Below are 16,723 nucleotides of genomic sequence, written 5' to 3'. Positions count from 1 at the left end.
AGGAAAATCGAAATACGGGGTTTTAAAGCCCCGTTCTCTTCTTCACCACCTCAAGCGCCCTCTCCGCATCTTCCCTGAACTCCGGAAGGTCAAGCATCTCCATCGTCTCCGGAAGCGGAACTCCGAGTTCTTCATGCCATCCCCTAAGCCTGTAGAACTCCCTTTTAGCTTCGATGAAGTCGTTGTAGTCTATGAAGGCCGCGTTGCCCTCTGCTGGCCCATCCTGTTCAGGCTCCCACCAGCGCGGCGGAATCATGTCGTCTATTGGAGGGGTAACCCAGTCTAGGACGTCGTGTATCCTCGCTATGCTCTCAACGGCCCATGCCCTCTTCCTCAGCTCCTCTACCGTCCACTCCTCGCCTGTGGCGAGTGAATAAAGTCTGGCAAGGTCTTCCATCTTGTAGGGCACGAACTTACAGGTTCCAAGCATGTCGGTGATGTAGCTCTCGTCCCTTCCTTCGATCATCGAAGGCACGAGTTCCTTAGCCGGCCCCTGGTTGGGGAGCTGGTGCGGCCTCGGCCAGCCGCGGAGGTGAGAGGCACCAACATCAGCAGTGGCGTAGCTTAGAGCATAAGTCCTCCTGCCACGCGGGTCCCAGGCCGGGCTCTCCATGCCCTTGACGTGGACGGCAAACTCGCAACCTCTACCCAACCTTTCACAGGCGCGCTTGACTCCATCGGCAAGGATTGCACCGATGCCCCTTCTCTCAGCCATTAGCTTTATGAGCTTCTCTTCCGCCTCTGCATCGCCGAATCCCTTTACCTGGAAGCCTATCTCGTCCTCGCCGATTAAACCGCGCTCGACCATCTCAAAGAGCCAGCCTATCGTTGCTCCGGTGGCTATGCTGTCCATTCCGTAGTCGTTTACGAGGTGGATGAAGTAAGCCACCGCTGGGAAGTCAAAGACACCGGTTGCAGCTCCTAGCATCGCTATGCTCTCATATTCGGGCTTGACACGGAATTTCCTGCCCTTGTATTCCACTTCTACATACCTGGCACACTTTATCGGGCAGCTCTTACCGTGTACGAACCACTCCGGCTCTATCTCGTACTTCTTCACCTCGTCGCCGCCGAGCTTGCTCGCCAGCTCGTCCGGGATGTAGGGCCTCGAGAAGTTGTAGGCTGGACTCATGCCTAGTGAAGCCGCACTCCTCAGGGCGTCGCTCGTTCCGTAGGTTCTGGTGTGCTCGTACTTGGGATTGGTAGCGAACTCGTTGTAATACTCTTCCCAGAGCCTCTGGAACTCGTCAGGATCAGCCACCTTCGGTTTCTCACCCGGCTCGACTACAACTGCCTTTACCCTCTTGCTCCCGAGAACAGCACCCAGGCCGCCCCTTCCGCTGGCCCTCTCGGTGTCGTAGATTACGTCCGCTATCCTGCTGAGCCTCTCGCCGGCGGAGCCGACTAATGCCATGCTCGCCGTCGGGTATTCCTCCCAGAGCTTCTTCGCTACCTCGTAGTTGCCCTTGCCCCAGAGATTGCTAGCGTCCTTAATCTCAACCTCTCCGTCGTGGATGTACAGATAGACCGGCTCCTCGCTCTTTCCCTCGATTATGAGTGCATCGAAGTGGCCCTTAAGCTTTGGACCAAAGGCGTCTCCACCGCTGGAGTCGCTGATGAGCTTCGTCTCTGGGCTTTTGCTCACCGCTATGACCTTGCTTGAACCGGGAACGAGGCCTGTGAGCCCTCCCGTCGCAAAGACGAACTTGTTGGCCGGGCTTAGTGGATCGGTCCCCGGTGGAACCTCTTTGTAGATGATGTAATAACCCAGCCCCTTCCCGCCTATGAACTTCCTTATCACACCATCCGGAAGCTCCTCGTAGGTTACCTTACCTGTGGTCAGGTTCACACGCGCGATTTTGTTCTGGTAGCCGTACATCAGACGCACCCCCTCGCTTTCCCTCTATCCTCTTCTGAAAGACGCCACCCCATCGCTCCAAAGTTCTCCTCAAGGTGGGCCTTGCTCCCCGCCTTCGGGATGGCTATGACGTTCTCCTCCCAGATGAGATAGTTGAGCGCAACCTGCGCGGCGGTCTTTCCGTACTTCTTCCCAATCTCGGCTAAGCATTCGTTTCTCGCGAGGCTTCCCTTCTCAAGGGGCGTGTAGGCTATCAGCGCAATTTCCTCACGTTTCATGTAGTCGAGAAGACCTGACGTTTCAGGCCAACGGTCTCTGAGGGAGTACTTGACCTCGTTGGCGACTATCTCATACTTCCTCATCTCCTCCTGGCTCCTCTTAAGGAGCTCGAGATCGAAGTTGCTGACACCAATGTACCTTATGAGCCCCTCATCAACCAGTTCCTCCAAGGCATGGAGCGTTTTCTTTATTCTCTCCCAGCTGTCTCCAGGCCAGTGGAGGAGGTAGAGATCGATGTAGGTGCCCAGCCTCTTTGCACTCGCCCTAGCGGCCTTCTTTGCTTCCTCATATCCAAAGTGAGTCGGCCACACTTTGCTGATGATGAAGACCTCCTCACGCTCGAACTCTTTTACCGCCTCACCAACGAGCTCCTCCGAGTGGCCGGCACCGTAGAACTCAGCCGTGTCTATAAGGTTAATTCCGAGCTCAAGGCCGTATCTTAGGGCCTCAACGCTCTCCTTATCTCTCGAATAATCCGGACTCTCATAGCCACCTATTCCCCACGTGCCCATACCAATGGCTGTAACCATGTCATCGCCTATTCTCCTAAGGTCGCTAAAAACCGTAACTCTCTTCATTTTTCACACCAAAACGATTTGGAAGTCAAGCTTAATTAAGGTTTCCTCTGAACGATAAAACGGAGGAAGAAATGGAATATTGGAGAGTTTAGGCAGTCTCAAGAGAAATTATCAGTTAATAGGCCGGAAGTAGCTCCAAGAATGAGAAACGTCCAAAGGAAAATGCAGTAAAGAGAAAAAGAATCTCAAGCTCCGAACTTGACGCTCCTGTTCATGAGGTCCATCATTATGGGCACTATGTCGTGGCCCTTAACCCTGCCGATTCCGCCGCGCATGCACTCCCTTTCGCCGAAGCTCTCGGTCTGGTCAGGTCTAACGCCGCCGCCAGCTATGAGGAGCGGAACAGGGTCGCCGCTGTGGTTCATGACTTCACAAGGAGTGCTGTGGTCGCCGGTTATCGCAATGACGACGTCCTCAAGGTCGATGTGCTCAATTATGTATCCTATCATCTCGTCGGCCTTCTCTATCATCTCCGCCTTGAGCTTCGGGTTGTTGTCGTGGCCCGCTGCATCCGTCGGCTTGAAGTGGAGGAAGACGAAGTCATATTCATTGAGCAGTTCAACGGTCTTCTTGGCCTTGGCCATCACGTCGGTGTTGTACTCACCGGTTGCTCCCTCTGGAGTGTAGACGTCGAATCCTATAGCCCTCGCGACGCCTTTGACGAGCGAGACCGCTATAACGGCTCCGGCTTTGACCTTCCACTGCTCGGTGAACTTCATCGGTATGTCCGGGTAGGTTCCAGCACCGCGGATGAGGAGGTAGTTGGCAACGGGCTTCCCTTCCTTTCTCCTCTTCTCGTTGATCGGGTGCTTCTCAAGGACTTCGTGGGCTTGCCTGACGAACTCCTCGAGGATTTCAGCAACTCTCTTGCTCTCCTCGTCCTCCCAGGTGAACTCGTGGGGCGGCTTTCCGGCCTCGTGCGGGTCGTTCTCGCCGACGCGGTAGCCCTTGGCCATTCCCTTGAGAACCAGAACGGCCCTGTGGCCGGTTGCACCAGCGAAGATGAACTCCACGGGGAGCTTAACGTTCTCCTGGATGGCTTTGGCGAGTTCATGGGCCTCTTCGGTACTTATCCTCCCGGCCCTTCTATCGGTTATAACCCCGTTCTCGATGGTAGCGAAGTTGACGCGGAAAGCCAAGTCGTCCTCACTCAGGTCTAAACCAATCCCCATGGCCTCAAGGTAGCCCCTGCCGCGGTAGACCTTGTAGGGGTCGTAGCCGAAGATGCTGAGATGCGCTGTATCGCTTCCAGCCGGCTGGCCTGGCTTTATCGGATCCTGCTGGCCGAGGATTCCCATCTTTGCTAGCTTGTCCATGTTTGGCGTTTCAGCGTACTCCAGCGGCGTCTTTCCGCCGAACTCCTTAATCGGCCTGTCGCCGAGGCCGTCGAGGATTATAAGAAGTCCCTTTCTCTTCTTCATGTCTATCACCTGTAGTGAGTAGTAAACTGGGGTTTAAAGGTTTGCCGGACAGAAAGTTTATGAAACCCTCCTCAAACTCCCTCCGGTGAGAGGAAGTGGGAATACTGGTGTGGAGCCTTTCAATAGTCCTTGGGATAATCCTCCTCGTCATCTTCGGGGACAGGCTGTCGGATAAAATCGTTGAAGTTGCGGAAAAGGCCGGTGTCTCCCCGCTGATAATAAGCCTCGTCGTCATAAGTCTGGCAACGACCCTGCCTGAGATAACGACGAGCACTATGGCAAGCCTAACGAAGGCCGAGGGGATAGCCCTCGGAAACGCCCTTGGAAGCATCTTCGCCAACATAGCCCTAATCCTCGGTCTTGCGTCGCTCATCAAACCCCTGAAAGCCGGAAGCGCTGCCTACGAGAACTCCCTGGTCATGCTTGGTTCCCTCGGCTTCCTGATGCTTTTGTCGGTTGACGGCACCCTCTCAAGGCTCGACGGGGCCCTGCTCCTCACGGCCTATGCATTGTATCTGCGGTGGCTCTACAGGAAGCATTTTGTAAGGGGAGTTGGTGGGGAGGAAAAGCGCCACGTCAGGGCAACACCGCTCGATTACGCCCTCCTTCTTATCTTCGGCGGTCTGATGGTGATCGGCGCAAGGTTGGTCGTTTATGGGGGTAGGAACATAGCTGAGGCCCTCGGTGTGGCGGAGTACGTTATAGGTGCCACTATAGTTGCCATCGGTACCTCCCTCCCCGAGATGACCAACGCCATTTATGGGGCTTTAAGGGAGCGCGGTAGCATAAGCGTCGGCAACATCATAGGCGCCAACATCATGAATGCCCTGGTTGTTCTGGGGCTGGCATCGCTGATACGTCCGATTCCCACAGGGGCCTCAACCCTGACGATAATCCTCGTTCTCATGGCGATGCTGCCGATGATAGGGGAACTCAAAAGATCTGGAAGTCTCGGCAGGAAAATAGGGGCCTATTTCCTGGCCCTCTACGCGCTTTATCTGGTCCTCCTCTTTTCGGGGGCCGAACTTTGAACTTTCCAATTTTGTTCAAATTTTGTCAAAAAGCGTGATAGGGAAGAAAAGGAAGGATCAAAATTCGAGCTTCTCAAGGAAGCGCTTTGCGTACCTGAGGTCCTTTTCGAGTTCAGCCTTCTGGAGAAGCTGCCTCTCTATCGCCCTAAGGGCGTCGTGGACGGCCTGAATCGCTCCCCATGTCTCCCCCGTGGCCACGAATACGCCCTTGTCGGTCACTATCCTCATCCTGGCCTGATAGAGGTGGACTCCCCTGAACTTCTCCCTGAACCTGCGGATGTAGAGGTAGATCATTCCCTCCTGGCCGAGGATGTCCTCGTAGCCGTCAACGAACTTTCTGATGTCGCTGATTATCCTCTCCCTTGTGAAGTCGCTTAGTATGTGCGCATCCCCAGCGAGCTGGAGGTAGAAGCGCGCCTCTTTCTCCGTCATCTTTGATATCGGCAGGAGAAGGTCTTTAACCGTGAGGATTCCAACGACCTTGTTGTCTTCGTTGGTGACGACGAGGCCGTCTATGTTGTTGTCCTTCATAGTCTCCACGGCCTCTCTGACCTTTGCTTCTGGGTGGATGGTTATAACGCCCCTGATCATAACGTCGCGGAGCGGCATGCTGAATGGCGGTATCTTCTCGCCGGCTACCTCTCCCGCCTGGGCCTTGAAGCGGGGCTTGATGAAGCGTATGATGAGGTCGTGGAGGGTGACTAAACCTTCAATCTTTCCCTCTTCGTTGACTATCGGGATCCTTGATATGGCGTTGTCGCGCATGGTGGCGAGGGCCTTTGCCACCGTGTCGTCGGGCAGGAGCGTGATAACGTCCTTCGTCATGTGGGCCTCTACCTTCTCCTTCCCAAATTCCTCCTGGGATACACGCTCTAGAAGGGTTATATCGCTTATTACTCCGATTATCTCTTTCTTTGACTCCCCAACGGGCAGTGAGCGTAGATCAACCTCCAGCATGAGCTTTGCAGCCTTGCTGAGATCCTCATCGGGCTTTATAACGGGTGCGGGCTTGTAAACATCCCTAACTTTGGCCTTCGTCGGGTCCCACTTGAGGTGGGATCTAATTATCAAATCCTGTGTCAGGACTCCCTTGTACAGGTTCCCGTCGAACACGAGAATCAGATCTGGATCTTCCTTTTCGAATATTCCGATCGCCTCAGAAAGCGGGGCGTCGATGTCTATCTTCTGGAACCTGTCTGTCATAACCTCCTGCACAAGAATTCCGACCATGCTGCCACCTCCTTTCAATATTTACTAGGGTGCCCATCAATTTAAACCTTTGCAACCGGAACATTTTAGTAAGTTTGGGTTAATAAAACTTTCGCGGAAAGATTTATAAAACCGGATCTCCAACCCAGAAACGCGCCGGGGTAGCCTAGCCTGGGAAGGCGCGGGACTCGAGATCCCGTGGGCGTCCGCCCACCAGGGTTCAAATCCCTGCCCCGGCGCCAACTGCCGAGCCTTTTTCCGTTCTGTGGACTTTCAGGGAATTATCCCAGCACTTCGGAGATTTTGCCCTGCAAATTCCTATCCCTCGGAAAGAAATGTCAATGAAAGGGAGAAAATACCTCAGGTCGTTACGTAGGCCCCGTCCTTCTCAACTATTACCGTGTGCTCGAACTGCGCCACCATTCCACCGCGGACTTCCCTCAGGATCGGGTAGCTGTATATTGCCCCCACCTTGTCGAGCTGGGCAAGGGCGAGCTTGAGCTGTCCCTCCGGCATGAAGCCCTGAAGCCAGCGGTAGGCGAAGGGGAGCGTCTTGTAGTTCATCTTTATGTGCATCAGTAGCCTTCTCGCCTGGAGCATCCTCACCGGCTTATCCTTGACGTACATGAAGATGAGCGCTGGGGGAACCTCTATCACCTGGCCGGCTCCGGTGGTGGCGAAGGGCTCGATGGCGAAAACATCTCCCTCCTTGAGCTCGTACGTATCTGCCTGCCTGTAAACGTTGGGAATGCTGATGCCAGCGTGGAGCTTGTAGCGCTCTATCTTATGCCCGCTGAGGTTGACTATGGGGTTGAAGCCCTTCCCCCTTATCGTCTCCTCGATGGCCCTGGCAATGTCCCTAACTTTTGCCCCTGCCCTCACGGTTGCTATAGCGTTTTCAAGGGCCTCTTTTGCAGCATCCATAAGGTCGTCTTCTTCCATTCCCACCCTGACCGTCAGCGCCGTGTCCGCTATGTACCCATCCACGTGAACCCCGAGATCAACTTTCAGGTAGTCCCCTTCCTTTAGGACGGTTTCATCGCCTTTGTAAGGTGTGTAGTGGGCCGCCTGCTCGTTTAGAGACAGGTTGCAGGGGAAGGCAGGTTTTCCGCCGAGTTCTTCTATCCTCTTCTCCACGAACTCGGCTATGTCGTACAGCCTTGCCCCTGGCTTTATCATGTCGATCACTTCTTTTTTGACCTGCCTTGAGATCTCCCCCGCCTTGATCAGCGCTTCCCTTTCGTCCATCTCTAACACCGTTTTCTTTAGGGTTCCCTAACCCTTAAAGTTTTTGATCTTTCCTTTTAAGCAACCGTCCTTCGGTCGGGAGGGCTCAGCTCGAAAACCTTTTATTCTCAGCCCTCCTTCATATTGCGGTGAAGCGATGCTAGAGTTCCGGAGATACGTGAACCTGGCCGATGACCTCTTCGTTGTTAGGAATCTAATCGGTGCCATCCTCGTGGGTGTGGGAGTGGCTTACCTAGTCCCGGTTCTTCTCGTCTGGTTCTACCCCTCGGAGGTCAGGTACGTTTACTACTTCGCTGTTCCCGGTTTCTTGAGCATCCTTTTCGGGGCGTGGCTGTCGAGACACCAGGAGAGAATAGAGGACGTTAACCTGAGGCAGGCCATGATATCTGCCGCTTTTATATGGCTGTTCGCTTCGTTTCTGAGCGTGGTTCCCTTTATGAGGATAGCGGGTATGACCCTCATAGATTCCTACTTTGAGAGCATGAGCGCGTGGACTGGAACCGGCCTCACCATGATGAGCCACCTAGAGAGTTACCCCAGGATACTCCTCTTCTGGCGCGCCTGGATGCAGTGGCTCGGCGGGATAGGCATAGTCCTCGTCGCTTTGACGGTTCTCATCCGGCCCGGTGTTGCCGCCGCGAGGCTCTACCGCGCCGAGGCCAGGAGCGAGAGGATCCTCCCCAACCTCGCCAACACCGCTAAGGTCATCTTTCAGATCTACTTCGTTCTGACCCTCCTCGGGACGTACCTCTACTACATAAACGGGATGAACCTCTTCGATGCCTTGACCCACTCCATGACAGGACTGGGCACGGGCGGTATGAGCAGCCACGACGCCAGCATCGGCTACTTCCACAGCATGAGCATTGAGGCGGTGACAATATTCCTCATGATAATGGGTGCCGTCAACTTCACGGTTCACTACAAGATATTCAAAGAAAAGCGGCTCGGTCCGTTTTTTGATGATATCCAGGTTAGGTACATGTTCATCTTCCTCATACCCGCCATAGCGTTCATAGCCTACGGTCTGGTACAGTACGGTGATACCGTCGCCGATTCCCTCCGTCAGGCTGTATTCCACGCTGTTTCGGCGATCACATGTACGGGCTTTGGGATAGCCGATCTCTCCAAGTATCCTGAACTCTCAAAGTTCATAATCGGTCTCCTGATGGTTGTGGGTGGTGGTGCTGGAAGCACCGCAGGAGGTATAAAGCTCATCCGCTTTACCCTCATGTACGAGAGCCTTAAGTGGACCATACAGCAGTCCCTCCTTCCGAGGGGGGCGGTGATAAAACGCAAGGTCGGGAGCTACGTCTTCACATCCGAGGATCTCCAGGAGGTCACTGGGTTCACGATGACCTATCTCGCTTTCCTCCTCGCTGGGACGCTCTACATCATGGTGAGGGTTAAAGTTCCCTTAGTTGATGCGTTTTTTGAGGCCTCCTCAGCCCAGGGAAACGTTGGTCTGAGCGTTGGCATAACCTCCCCATTCCTCCCCGCGGACGTCAAGACCGTCCTGATAATCCTCATGTGGGTGGGCAGGCTTGAGATCTTCTCAATACTGGTCTTCATCGTGAGCGTTCTCGCCATGCTGGGAAGAAGGAGGTGATGAGTTCTTTTTCAGGATCTCCTTCAGACTCACTCCTTCCCCTGTCAGCTGGCCTTTGAGGTCGCTCAGCTTTATAAGAAGCTCCAGCCTCGCGTGTTTGTTTTGGATTTTCTCCGCGCTTTTCGTTGCTTCCTCCAAAAGCACCAATGCTTTATTTTTATCCCGAGAGGATTCTATCAGTGCCAGCCGGTAGAGGGCCACCGACCTGTGAAACGGGTCTTGAATGTGGTGGAGTGCCGCCCTGGCCTTTTCATAGTCCCCTGCTAGGTAGAAGAACTCCACAAGCTGGCTCAGGAGAAAGTCAATCTTCTTCCTGTCCCTCACCAGGGAGAACGCGTAGGAGCCTTTATCCAGCATTCCCCTGCGTATAAGCTCCCTCAGGATTTCAACGAGGACGTCCTCCCCCGCCGCATAGGCTAGGTTTATGGCGGTTTTTAAAGCCAGATCCCCGTTGAACTCGTCTCCGATCTCGTAGAAGGCCATCGCCACGTCTGCCATGAGAATGGCCCTGTACCTCCAGCTGTTTACGCCGTTGATTATTGGTATGAGCTCCTTTAGGTATGCTGAGATTGAAGCCCGGTCTGTAAGGAGATCCGGTTTGGACAGCCCCTTGATTATTATCTCTGCACCCACGTATATGTTCTCGTCCTTCTTGACCCTCTCCAGCTCTGAGATGGCCCTTTGAAACTCCTCCGAGCTAACCAGCTCCTCTATGGTTTCGATCCTCTCCAGATCCGACTTCTTGTCCTCCCTTTCAACTATCCCGAAGAGTTCGTCCAGCTTCCCCATGCCCCGCTCTCTCCAGTATCAGCTCCAGATACGACCTCCTCTCGAACTCTCTGACTCCAAGCCTTTCCAGAATAGATTTCAGGTACTTCACCTTTCCCTCAATTTCCTCCCCTTCCTCAACCAGGGCCTCGATCTCGATGAACTTCCCGAGGTCTTCGACCTCGTCGAGGGTTATGACTACACCTTTCTCAACGTAGTACTTTTCTCTAACCTTGTGAACAGTGAGCACCTCAAGAAAGCCGAGCTTTTCGAGGATCCTGGCGTGCTCGTCGGGATCGGTGAGCGGAACCTCGATCTCCTCCCTCGTCTTGGACTCCTCATTGAGCTTCGGACCCTTGTACGTCATGAATGCCTCGAAGTGGCCGTTGAACCTCCTCAGCCTTATCCTCAGGGCTTCATCTGTTTTGGAGAAGTCCCTGCACGGGTGCTGGTAGTAGGTGTCCTCGTGGTACTCCTTTCTAACGAGGGTGAACTCCCTCCTGACCCTTTCGAATATCTCGTCGTTCGCGTAGCCTTTCAGCTCGACCTCGATCATTCCATTCCCTCCAAATTTTTCTCCAGCTTTGACCTGCAGGCATCGCAGTAGTAGGGACTTTTCATATCGGTGTCTATGATTGAGTTTGAGAAGTGCATGACGCACCTGACGTTCGGGCAGTGGGCCAGGCCGAAGACGTGCCCGAGTTCGTGCATGGCTTCTTTTACGGTTCTCTCCACAAGAAGTGTCTCGTTTGGTGTTTCCCCATAGAACTCGGGTCTGAGGCGGTGAAGGGAAACGACCGCCGCCCTCAGCCCTGGATGGGCCAGACCGAAGATGAAGTTCAGGCCCTCCTCGTAGAGATCAAGGGACGTGATGCCCAAAACCGCATCTGCTCTTTGCTCTTCTCCCAAAGAGGCCAGCCTCGGAAGAAAGGATCTCCCCAGAAACTGCCTTCTTCTGGGGTTGTATGCATCAAAAAAGGTTGTATCCGGGATCCCTTGGGATATCCCAACCCTCATCCCGAAACTGGAGTAGTACTCCCCAACGAAACGGGCCGTCTCAGTGACCACGTATCGCTCCACGCCTCCTATCGGGACTATCAAGATCATCCCACTGCACCCCTGATGAAATTCAGGAGCGACTCTATGTGTTCCAGGTACTCGTCCATGTTCCTGAACGCTATCCCATCGTCCATCAGATCGTAATCGTAGATGAGGATCTCCCTGAGGTCTTTCAGAAAGGAAGCCTTTTCCGCAAGCTCTTCCGGCAGGATTCCCCTCTCCTTCAGGCCCGCTATCATATCAGCATATGAAACGGCTATTATTCCATTCTTACGCCCAATGGCGGAGAGGGTGTCCAAAATGAGCTGAATGGAGAATTCAAGCCTCTTGTAGATCCCGTCCTTGAGAAGCCCTAGGTTTTCAAATTCTTCGGCCGTGGAAGGCATTGAGCTCCTCACAAGATTTAGGCTCTCCTCGACGTATTCTATACTCACCCGCAAACACCATACTAAAATGGAAGGAGAGAGAAATAAACCTTTCGCGGAACAAGTGTTCAGGGTGTAAGATCCATCGGCTTAAGCTCTTCGAGGAAGTGCTTCGCGAACTCGATGGTCTTGTCTATGTCCCTCAGATCAGCCGTCTCGACCTGGCTGTGCATGTACCTTATCGGGACGCTTAACACCGCCGTTGCGACGCCCTCCCTGTTGATCTGCATTATGTTGGCGTCGGTTCCCGTCGGTCTCGGGGAGGCCTCGACCTGGAGCTCTATGCCGTACTTCTTCGCCACCTCGTCGGCGAAGGCGCGAACCTTGGGGTTTATGTTCGGGCCGACGTCCATGACCGGGCCGCCACCGAGCTTGGGAACGATCTTGCCCTTGTCGCCGACCTGCTTGGCGAACGTGACGTCCATGGCTATTCCAATCTCCGGGTCTATCGCGTAGCTCGCAACGCGCGCTCCCCTAAGGCCAACCTCTTCCTGAACGCTGGCAACGAAGTATATGTCCGCTTCGTGGCTCTCAAGCCTCTTGGCGGCCTCTATCATCGTGTAGAGGCAAACGCGGTCGTCGAGGTACGGGGTGGCTATGCGGTTCTCGTTGAGCTGAACGAACGCGGGAGCGAACTCACCGACGGTTCCAACGCGGAAGCCGAGCTCCTCGGCCTCCTCCTGGCTGTCAACTCCAACGTCCACAACTATGGTATCCCAGTCGGCCGCCTTCTTCCTGTCCTCTGGCTTCTGGATGTGCGGCGGGATGTGGCCGACGACGCCGTAGCGCTCGCCCTTCTCCGTGAAGAACCTTATCCTCTGGGCGACGAGGGTTCTTGGATCAACGCCTCCTATCGGAACCACGTGGAGGTAGCCCTGCTTGTCTATGTGGTTGACCATAACCCCTATTTTGTCCATGTGGGCGGCTATCATTATCTTTGGTCCGTTCCCTTTCTTGTGGGCTATGACGTTGCCGAGCTTGTCGACGTATATCTCGTCAACGACGGGCTTCAGCTCCTCGATGACGACGTCCCTTATTCCTAGGAACTCGTATCCAGAAACGCCCGGGGCTTCAACGATTTTCTTGAGCAGCTCTATATCCACCATGGCTTTCGCCTCCTTTAGATGTCCATCTAAATGATGGCATCTCGGTATTTAAGGGTTTTGGAAGGGTTGACCGTCCATTTTTACAACTGGGGCTAATAAGCCGCCAACAGAACGATCCCGCTAACGCGGTAGAAAAGAAGAACTGTGGTGAGGCCTTCAGGCCTCGGGCTCGGCGAGAACCTTTATCTTCCTGACTTCCGCCCTCTTTATCGGGTAGATCTTTCTGGCCTCCTTGGCGATCTCGCTGGCTATCTGGCCGTTGACCGACTGGAGGACGAAGTCGGCGAAGTTGAGCTCCTCGGCCTTCTTGTAGATTATTTCCCTTATGATCTCCCTGATGGCCCTCTCCTGGCTGGTCTGGATCCTCCTGTAGGCTATGACCATGCCCATGACGCGGAGCTTGTAGCCGTCCTTGGTGGTGACGTTGAATATGCCGTCGACCCTGGTGGTTCTCCTCCTGACGAGGGATCTTATGTAGCTCCTGGCGAGGTTGTGGCCCTTGAACTTGGTGTAGGCGTTCTGGCCCTTGACGTCGTAGACCTGGAAGTAGAGCTTCACGTGGCCCTTGGTGAAGTCCCCAGTGAGATCCTTCAGAGTAGTCTCGACGACCCTTCCTATGACCTTCTCAGGTTCGTCAGCTGGAGTCAGACCGATCTCCTTGCTCCCAAAGAAGTCGGGAGCGTAAACGACGAACCACTCCTTCATCTTCCACTTGTCCTTGGCCGCGGCGGCCCTCTTTCTCGGATTAGCTTTCGCCATCTTAACACCTCCACTTCACACCTTTTCGGTCATTTCCTCGGCGATCTTGATCGAAAACACCAGATCATCAAGCGCCTTGATGAGTGTATCAATCTCACCCCGGTATTTAACCTTTGTCCCGACGGCTCCATCAACCCATCGGGTTTCCAAATTTAAACTTTTCTTTAGGCCCTCGGGCATGCCCTCGTTGTCCACCTGTATAGCCTCTGCGATGGCCCTCGCCCTCTCCTCGTCTCCATAGTGCCACGTTATCTCAACCCTGGCTTCAATCTCCACTGTTCTCACTCTCCACCTGTCTCTTGAGGGCCTCGTTGAACAGCTTTATGAACTCGTCGATCCTGCCCTTGGGGAACCTTATCCCAGCGGCTATCGCGTGTCCGCCGCCTTCTCCGCCGAGCTTTTCTGCCACTTCCCTGAGGGCTTCTCCCAAATGGTAGCCCTTCTTTAGGGCCTTCTCCGTGGTTCGAGCGGAGCCCTTCACAAGGTTCTCATCCTCGTCGCTGTCGGCTAGAACGACCACCGGCTTCTCAGGGTTTGCAAGTCCAGCGTTTATCGCGATGTTAGCTGCTATCCCGACGAGGGTGTCCCTGATGTTCTTCCCGGCGTAGAACACGTAGGCGTGCTCCCCCTCCTCCGCCATGCTCCAGTTCTGGATTATGAACTTTCTCGCCTCTATCTGCTCCCTCTTGTAGTCCTCGAGCATCTTGAGGGCCTTCTTGTACGCTCCATCGTCACCGAGGCATATCGCAACGCCCATCGTGCCCGCGTTGAGCCTTCCCGTGGCGTTCAGCAGCGTGGCGAACTCCCTGGCCTCGTGCCTTGGGTCCCCTTCAGGATAGAGCGGACTTATCACAACGTCCCCGATGAGCCTGTCGATTACCTCCTTCGGGGCCCCGTGCTTTATCAGATGGAGCACCAGCGCATCGTGGAGCTTTTTCTTTTCCTCCTCCCTGAGCTGCCAGTAGTGCCTGTCCGGATCGAATCCCTTCGAGCGGAGCCACTCTATCGCGTTCCTCTCGTCCCCGGTTATTCCGGGCAGTTCTGGATTGGTGGCGAAGGCGAGCATCTGCCTCAGCGGCCGGCTCTCCCTTCCGAAGAGCCTCAGCTCCTTCCTGACTTCGAGGATTCCCAGTTTTCTGCCGTCCTCTATGATGTCGAGGTTCATACCGTGGAACGTTCCGTCTATCTCCTGCATATCCCCAACGGAGCCGACTATAGCTATGTAAGCCATGTCCCTGTTGTCAGGGTTCATTTCCCTGGCCACGAAGTAGGCAACTCCAGAGCCGCTCAGATCGCGGACGCTGTTGGCTCCGAAGGGCACGGGGTTGACGAGAACGTGGGAATCTGTGGAGAACGAGTCCTTCTCAGGCGGGTGGTGATCGGCAACCACAACCGTCGCAAAGTCCAGATAGTTCTTTATGAGCTCCATCGAGCCGCTCCCGAGGTCGCTGAAGACGTAGATCTCTCTCCTCTCCTCGGCGAGCTCTTTTAGGAGATCCTCGCTCACCTGCTTGACGATGCTGAGCTGGAAGCTTCCGCCTTCCCTTGCGACTGCCTTTGCCATGATCGCTCCGGCCGTTATTCCGTCCGCGTCGCGGTGGGAAATCAGGCGTATGGTGTGGCCTAGCTCGATGTGCATCTTTATTAGCTCGGCACCTTCCCTGGCCCGCTCCAAAAAGGCCCCCTTATCCACGAGGCATCACCGAAGGAGTGAGAAGAAGGAAAGGGATCAGCGGACCAGGAGCTTGGCCTGCTCCGGATCGTAGCGCCACTTCGCTGGAAGCTTTCCAGTTCTCCTGTAGTACTTGACGAGCCTCCTGATCTTGCTCTCCGTGAGCTGGAGGCCCCTCCTAGAGTGCTTGTCCTTCGGGTGTTGCTCCAGGTGCTTCCTGAGGTTTACGGCCTTCCTGATGAGGGCCATGAGATCCTCCGGAATGTTCGGGGCGAGGCCGTTCTCCTCCAGGATCTTGGTGATCTTCTTTCCGGTTATCAGCTTGACGCTCGGAATTCCGTACTGGTCCCTCAGAATGGTCCCTATCATGGCCGCGGTGTAGCCTTCCTTCCTGAGCTTGACGACGAGGGCCTCGACCTCCTCCGCCGTGTACTCGACCCATGCCGGCGGAGCGGTCCTCGGCGGCTTCTTAGAACCTGACTTACCCCTCTTTCTCGCGTGTATCCTTGCCATATCATACACCTCCCGGTGACGGCCAGCTAACGCCAGCCGCCCCTTCGGTCGGAGATCGGGATGGGATTTAAAAAGTTATCCCTCTCACTCTATAGGCACCCCGTCCTTCGTCCTCGGCGCGAGCCACTTCATCAGCTTCTGCGGGTCCCTAGTTCTGATGATTATCGTTATCGGGCCGAGCGGGCTTTCCTCGTTGAAGTTCACCACTCCCGCGTAGGCCGCCTGCTTGTTCACCTTTATGATGATCTCCTCACCGAAGTAGCCTTCCTCAAGAAAGCTCCTGGCTGTGTCCAGTATTGCCTGTCCCCGGAAGAGCTCGTAGAGTCTGCTTAGGGCCTTTCTGCCTCTGGTCTTCCCGGTGAGGATTATGTGATCCCCCTTATCGAACGCTTCAAACTCCAAATCTGGAACCAGGTTCAGCATCGCCCTCTTTACCTTCTCGATGTCCTCCGTCGGATAAACGTAAGCCTCAACCTCAACTTCCTCGAACAGCTCGCCCATCTCGCTCACCTGAGGGCGATAGAAATGAGGGATTAAAAAGCTTCTCAAGGCCTTGAGAGTATCTCGTCAACAAGCCTTTCAACGGCCCTCTCGTACTCTTCCCGCGAACCGTCGTTGATGAGCATGTAGTCAGCCATCGCTATGACGCTGCCGATTCCAAAGCGGAGCTCCTTCCAGTCCCTCTCCTCGAAGTCCTCCCAGGTTTTTGGGTCGTCGTGCCTTCCCCTTGCCTTCAGCCTCTCGAAGCGCTGTTTTGGCGGTGTATGAACGGCTATGATGATAATTTTCTCCCCTGGAAATGCTCCTCTGAAGGTTCCTACCTCGTCGAGAGATCTGACGCCGTCGATGACAACAACATCGCTCTCTTCCAGCAGATTCCGAACCTTCTCTACGGTTAGCTTCGCGACCGCGTTCTGTCCGAGCTCCTGGCGAAGCCTTATGCTGACCTTGGCCACGTTCTCCTTCGTCAGCTCAAGGCCCCGCTTTAAGGTTTCCTCCCTCACAACATCGCCCATAGAAACGCTGGGAAAGCCCCTTCTCTCAAACTCGTGGACTATCTTGCTCTTTCCTGAACCGGGCATTCCAGTCACGATGATTATCATAGTGCCCACCCCGAATAGCTCGGGGAACGCTTAAAAATCTTGGCGTGTGTTAGGTGGGCAAAATTTTTTAAGGTTCACCAATTAA

At 54.6% G+C, this 16,723-nt stretch carries 18 protein-coding genes and 1 tRNA gene; 3 read left to right on the top strand and 16 right to left on the bottom strand.

All coding sequences use genetic code 11. The annotated features are described in order from the left end of the window. Positions 1 to 22: 22 nt before the first annotated feature. The 3 genes from A3L09_RS08460 to A3L09_RS08450 all read right to left on the bottom strand — a co-directional run bounded on the left by A3L09_RS08460 (position 23) and on the right by A3L09_RS08450 (position 4,136). Positions 23 to 1,879, bottom strand: a complete 1,857-nt coding sequence (locus A3L09_RS08460; protein ID WP_088858533.1) for an aldehyde ferredoxin oxidoreductase family protein — start codon at positions 1,877 to 1,879, stop codon at positions 23 to 25. After that, positions 1,879 to 2,715 (bottom strand): aldo/keto reductase, encoded by an 837-nt coding sequence (locus tag A3L09_RS08455; protein ID WP_088858532.1) that lies wholly within the window; start codon positions 2,713 to 2,715, stop codon positions 1,879 to 1,881. Before A3L09_RS08455 ends, A3L09_RS08460 begins: the two co-directional genes overlap by 1 nt. A 185-nt stretch (positions 2,716 to 2,900) precedes the next feature. Then, on the bottom strand, positions 2,901 to 4,136 hold the full coding sequence (locus tag A3L09_RS08450; protein WP_088858531.1) for a 2,3-bisphosphoglycerate-independent phosphoglycerate mutase: 1,236 nt from the start codon (positions 4,134 to 4,136) through the stop codon (positions 2,901 to 2,903). A 95-nt stretch (positions 4,137 to 4,231) separates the two neighbouring features. Between A3L09_RS08450 and A3L09_RS08445 the strand changes: the two genes are divergently transcribed. Further along, positions 4,232 to 5,167 (top strand): calcium/sodium antiporter, encoded by a 936-nt coding sequence (locus A3L09_RS08445; protein WP_088858530.1) that lies wholly within the window; start codon positions 4,232 to 4,234, stop codon positions 5,165 to 5,167. Positions 5,168 to 5,224: 57 nt separating this feature from the next. On the opposite strand, the gene A3L09_RS08440 is transcribed toward A3L09_RS08445, so the two are convergent. Beyond that, positions 5,225 to 6,397: a CBS domain-containing protein gene (locus A3L09_RS08440; RefSeq protein WP_088858529.1), complete on the bottom strand. Its 1,173-nt coding sequence runs from the start codon at positions 6,395 to 6,397 to the stop codon at positions 5,225 to 5,227. 134 nt (positions 6,398 to 6,531) lie between these two features. Here A3L09_RS08440 and A3L09_RS08435 point away from each other — a divergent pair. Then, positions 6,532 to 6,618, top strand: a tRNA-Ser gene (locus A3L09_RS08435). A 118-nt stretch (positions 6,619 to 6,736) separates the two neighbouring features. On the opposite strand, the gene map is transcribed toward A3L09_RS08435, so the two are convergent. Then, a complete protein-coding gene (gene map / locus A3L09_RS08430) occupies positions 6,737 to 7,624 on the bottom strand; it encodes a type II methionyl aminopeptidase (RefSeq protein ID WP_088858528.1) in 888 nt (295 codons plus the stop codon). Positions 7,625 to 7,760: 136 nt separating this feature from the next. Here map and A3L09_RS08425 point away from each other — a divergent pair, with 136 nt between their 5' ends. Then, the gene (locus tag A3L09_RS08425; RefSeq protein ID WP_088858527.1) at positions 7,761 to 9,233 is read left to right on the top strand and encodes a TrkH family potassium uptake protein; all 1,473 of its coding nucleotides are present in this window, start codon (positions 7,761 to 7,763) and stop codon (positions 9,231 to 9,233) included. Here A3L09_RS08425 and A3L09_RS08420 read toward each other — a convergent pair. From A3L09_RS08420 to A3L09_RS08370, 11 genes are all read right to left on the bottom strand, one after another. Then, a complete protein-coding gene (locus tag A3L09_RS08420) occupies positions 9,180 to 10,022 on the bottom strand; it encodes a tetratricopeptide repeat protein (protein ID WP_088858526.1) in 843 nt (280 codons plus the stop codon). The two genes, A3L09_RS08425 and A3L09_RS08420, sit on opposite strands and share 54 nt — an antisense overlap. Continuing rightward, on the bottom strand, positions 9,988 to 10,557 hold the full coding sequence (gene cyaB, locus A3L09_RS08415) for a class IV adenylate cyclase (protein ID WP_088858525.1): 570 nt from the start codon (positions 10,555 to 10,557) through the stop codon (positions 9,988 to 9,990). Before cyaB ends, A3L09_RS08420 begins: the two co-directional genes overlap by 35 nt. Then, positions 10,554 to 11,108, bottom strand: a complete 555-nt coding sequence (locus A3L09_RS08410) for an archaemetzincin family Zn-dependent metalloprotease (protein WP_088858524.1) — start codon at positions 11,106 to 11,108, stop codon at positions 10,554 to 10,556. Before A3L09_RS08410 ends, cyaB begins: the two co-directional genes overlap by 4 nt. Beyond that, positions 11,105 to 11,494: a DUF86 domain-containing protein gene (locus A3L09_RS08405; protein WP_088858523.1), complete on the bottom strand. Its 390-nt coding sequence runs from the start codon at positions 11,492 to 11,494 to the stop codon at positions 11,105 to 11,107. Before A3L09_RS08405 ends, A3L09_RS08410 begins: the two co-directional genes overlap by 4 nt. Before the next feature lie 59 nt (positions 11,495 to 11,553). Next, the gene (locus tag A3L09_RS08400) at positions 11,554 to 12,591 is read right to left on the bottom strand and encodes a lysyl aminopeptidase (RefSeq protein WP_088858522.1); all 1,038 of its coding nucleotides are present in this window, start codon (positions 12,589 to 12,591) and stop codon (positions 11,554 to 11,556) included. Positions 12,592 to 12,747: 156 nt separating this feature from the next. Then, positions 12,748 to 13,350, bottom strand: coding sequence for a 30S ribosomal protein S3ae (locus A3L09_RS08395; RefSeq protein ID WP_088858521.1), 603 nt, complete (start codon positions 13,348 to 13,350; stop codon positions 12,748 to 12,750). 15 nt (positions 13,351 to 13,365) lie between these two features. Continuing rightward, positions 13,366 to 13,626 carry a KEOPS complex subunit Pcc1 gene (locus A3L09_RS08390; protein ID WP_088858520.1) on the bottom strand — a complete coding sequence of 87 codons (261 nt, stop codon included), beginning with the start codon at positions 13,624 to 13,626 and terminating at the stop codon, positions 13,366 to 13,368. Next, a complete protein-coding gene (locus A3L09_RS08385; RefSeq protein ID WP_088858519.1) occupies positions 13,616 to 15,043 on the bottom strand; it encodes a single-stranded-DNA-specific exonuclease RecJ in 1,428 nt (475 codons plus the stop codon). The genes A3L09_RS08390 and A3L09_RS08385 overlap by 11 nt, the downstream gene beginning before the upstream one ends. 36 nt (positions 15,044 to 15,079) lie before the next feature. Further along, positions 15,080 to 15,535, bottom strand: coding sequence for a 30S ribosomal protein S15 (locus A3L09_RS08380; protein ID WP_088858518.1), 456 nt, complete (start codon positions 15,533 to 15,535; stop codon positions 15,080 to 15,082). An 84-nt stretch (positions 15,536 to 15,619) separates the two neighbouring features. Continuing rightward, positions 15,620 to 16,036, bottom strand: coding sequence for an RNA-binding domain-containing protein (locus A3L09_RS08375; protein WP_088858517.1), 417 nt, complete (start codon positions 16,034 to 16,036; stop codon positions 15,620 to 15,622). Positions 16,037 to 16,080: 44 nt separating this feature from the next. Beyond that, entirely contained in the window at positions 16,081 to 16,638 is a 558-nt protein-coding gene (locus A3L09_RS08370) for a dephospho-CoA kinase (RefSeq protein WP_088858516.1), read from the bottom strand. Positions 16,639 to 16,723 lie beyond the last annotated feature (85 nt).

Origin of the sequence: Thermococcus profundus (assembly GCF_002214585.1) — an archaeon.
GTDB lineage: Archaea > Methanobacteriota_B > Thermococci > Thermococcales > Thermococcaceae > Thermococcus > Thermococcus profundus.
Note: the sequence above shows the minus strand (reverse complement) of the source record. Positions and strands in the feature narration are given on the sequence as shown.

Excerpts from the sequence above, each read along its gene's own strand:
- A3L09_RS08400 (WP_088858522.1), bottom strand. The coding sequence starts at position 12,591 with ATGGTGGATATAGAGCTGCTCAAGAAAATCGTTGAAGCCCCGGGCGTT.
- A3L09_RS08375 (WP_088858517.1), bottom strand. The coding sequence starts at position 16,036 with ATGGGCGAGCTGTTCGAGGAAGTTGAGGTTGAGGCTTACGTTTATCCG.
- A3L09_RS08420 (WP_088858526.1), bottom strand. The coding sequence starts at position 10,022 with ATGGGGAAGCTGGACGAACTCTTCGGGATAGTTGAAAGGGAGGACAAG.
- A3L09_RS08460 (WP_088858533.1), bottom strand. The coding sequence starts at position 1,879 with ATGTACGGCTACCAGAACAAAATCGCGCGTGTGAACCTGACCACAGGT.
- A3L09_RS08380 (WP_088858518.1), bottom strand. The coding sequence starts at position 15,535 with ATGGCAAGGATACACGCGAGAAAGAGGGGTAAGTCAGGTTCTAAGAAG.
- A3L09_RS08410 (WP_088858524.1), bottom strand. The coding sequence starts at position 11,108 with ATGATCTTGATAGTCCCGATAGGAGGCGTGGAGCGATACGTGGTCACT.
- cyaB (WP_088858525.1), bottom strand. The coding sequence starts at position 10,557 with ATGATCGAGGTCGAGCTGAAAGGCTACGCGAACGACGAGATATTCGAA.
- map (WP_088858528.1), bottom strand. The coding sequence starts at position 7,624 with ATGGACGAAAGGGAAGCGCTGATCAAGGCGGGGGAGATCTCAAGGCAG.
- A3L09_RS08450 (WP_088858531.1), bottom strand. The coding sequence starts at position 4,136 with ATGAAGAAGAGAAAGGGACTTCTTATAATCCTCGACGGCCTCGGCGAC.
- A3L09_RS08425 (WP_088858527.1), top strand. The coding sequence starts at position 7,761 with ATGCTAGAGTTCCGGAGATACGTGAACCTGGCCGATGACCTCTTCGTT.
- A3L09_RS08455 (WP_088858532.1), bottom strand. The coding sequence starts at position 2,715 with ATGAAGAGAGTTACGGTTTTTAGCGACCTTAGGAGAATAGGCGATGAC.
- A3L09_RS08370 (WP_088858516.1), bottom strand. The coding sequence starts at position 16,638 with ATGATAATCATCGTGACTGGAATGCCCGGTTCAGGAAAGAGCAAGATA.
- A3L09_RS08395 (WP_088858521.1), bottom strand. The coding sequence starts at position 13,350 with ATGGCGAAAGCTAATCCGAGAAAGAGGGCCGCCGCGGCCAAGGACAAG.
- A3L09_RS08440 (WP_088858529.1), bottom strand. The coding sequence starts at position 6,397 with ATGGTCGGAATTCTTGTGCAGGAGGTTATGACAGACAGGTTCCAGAAG.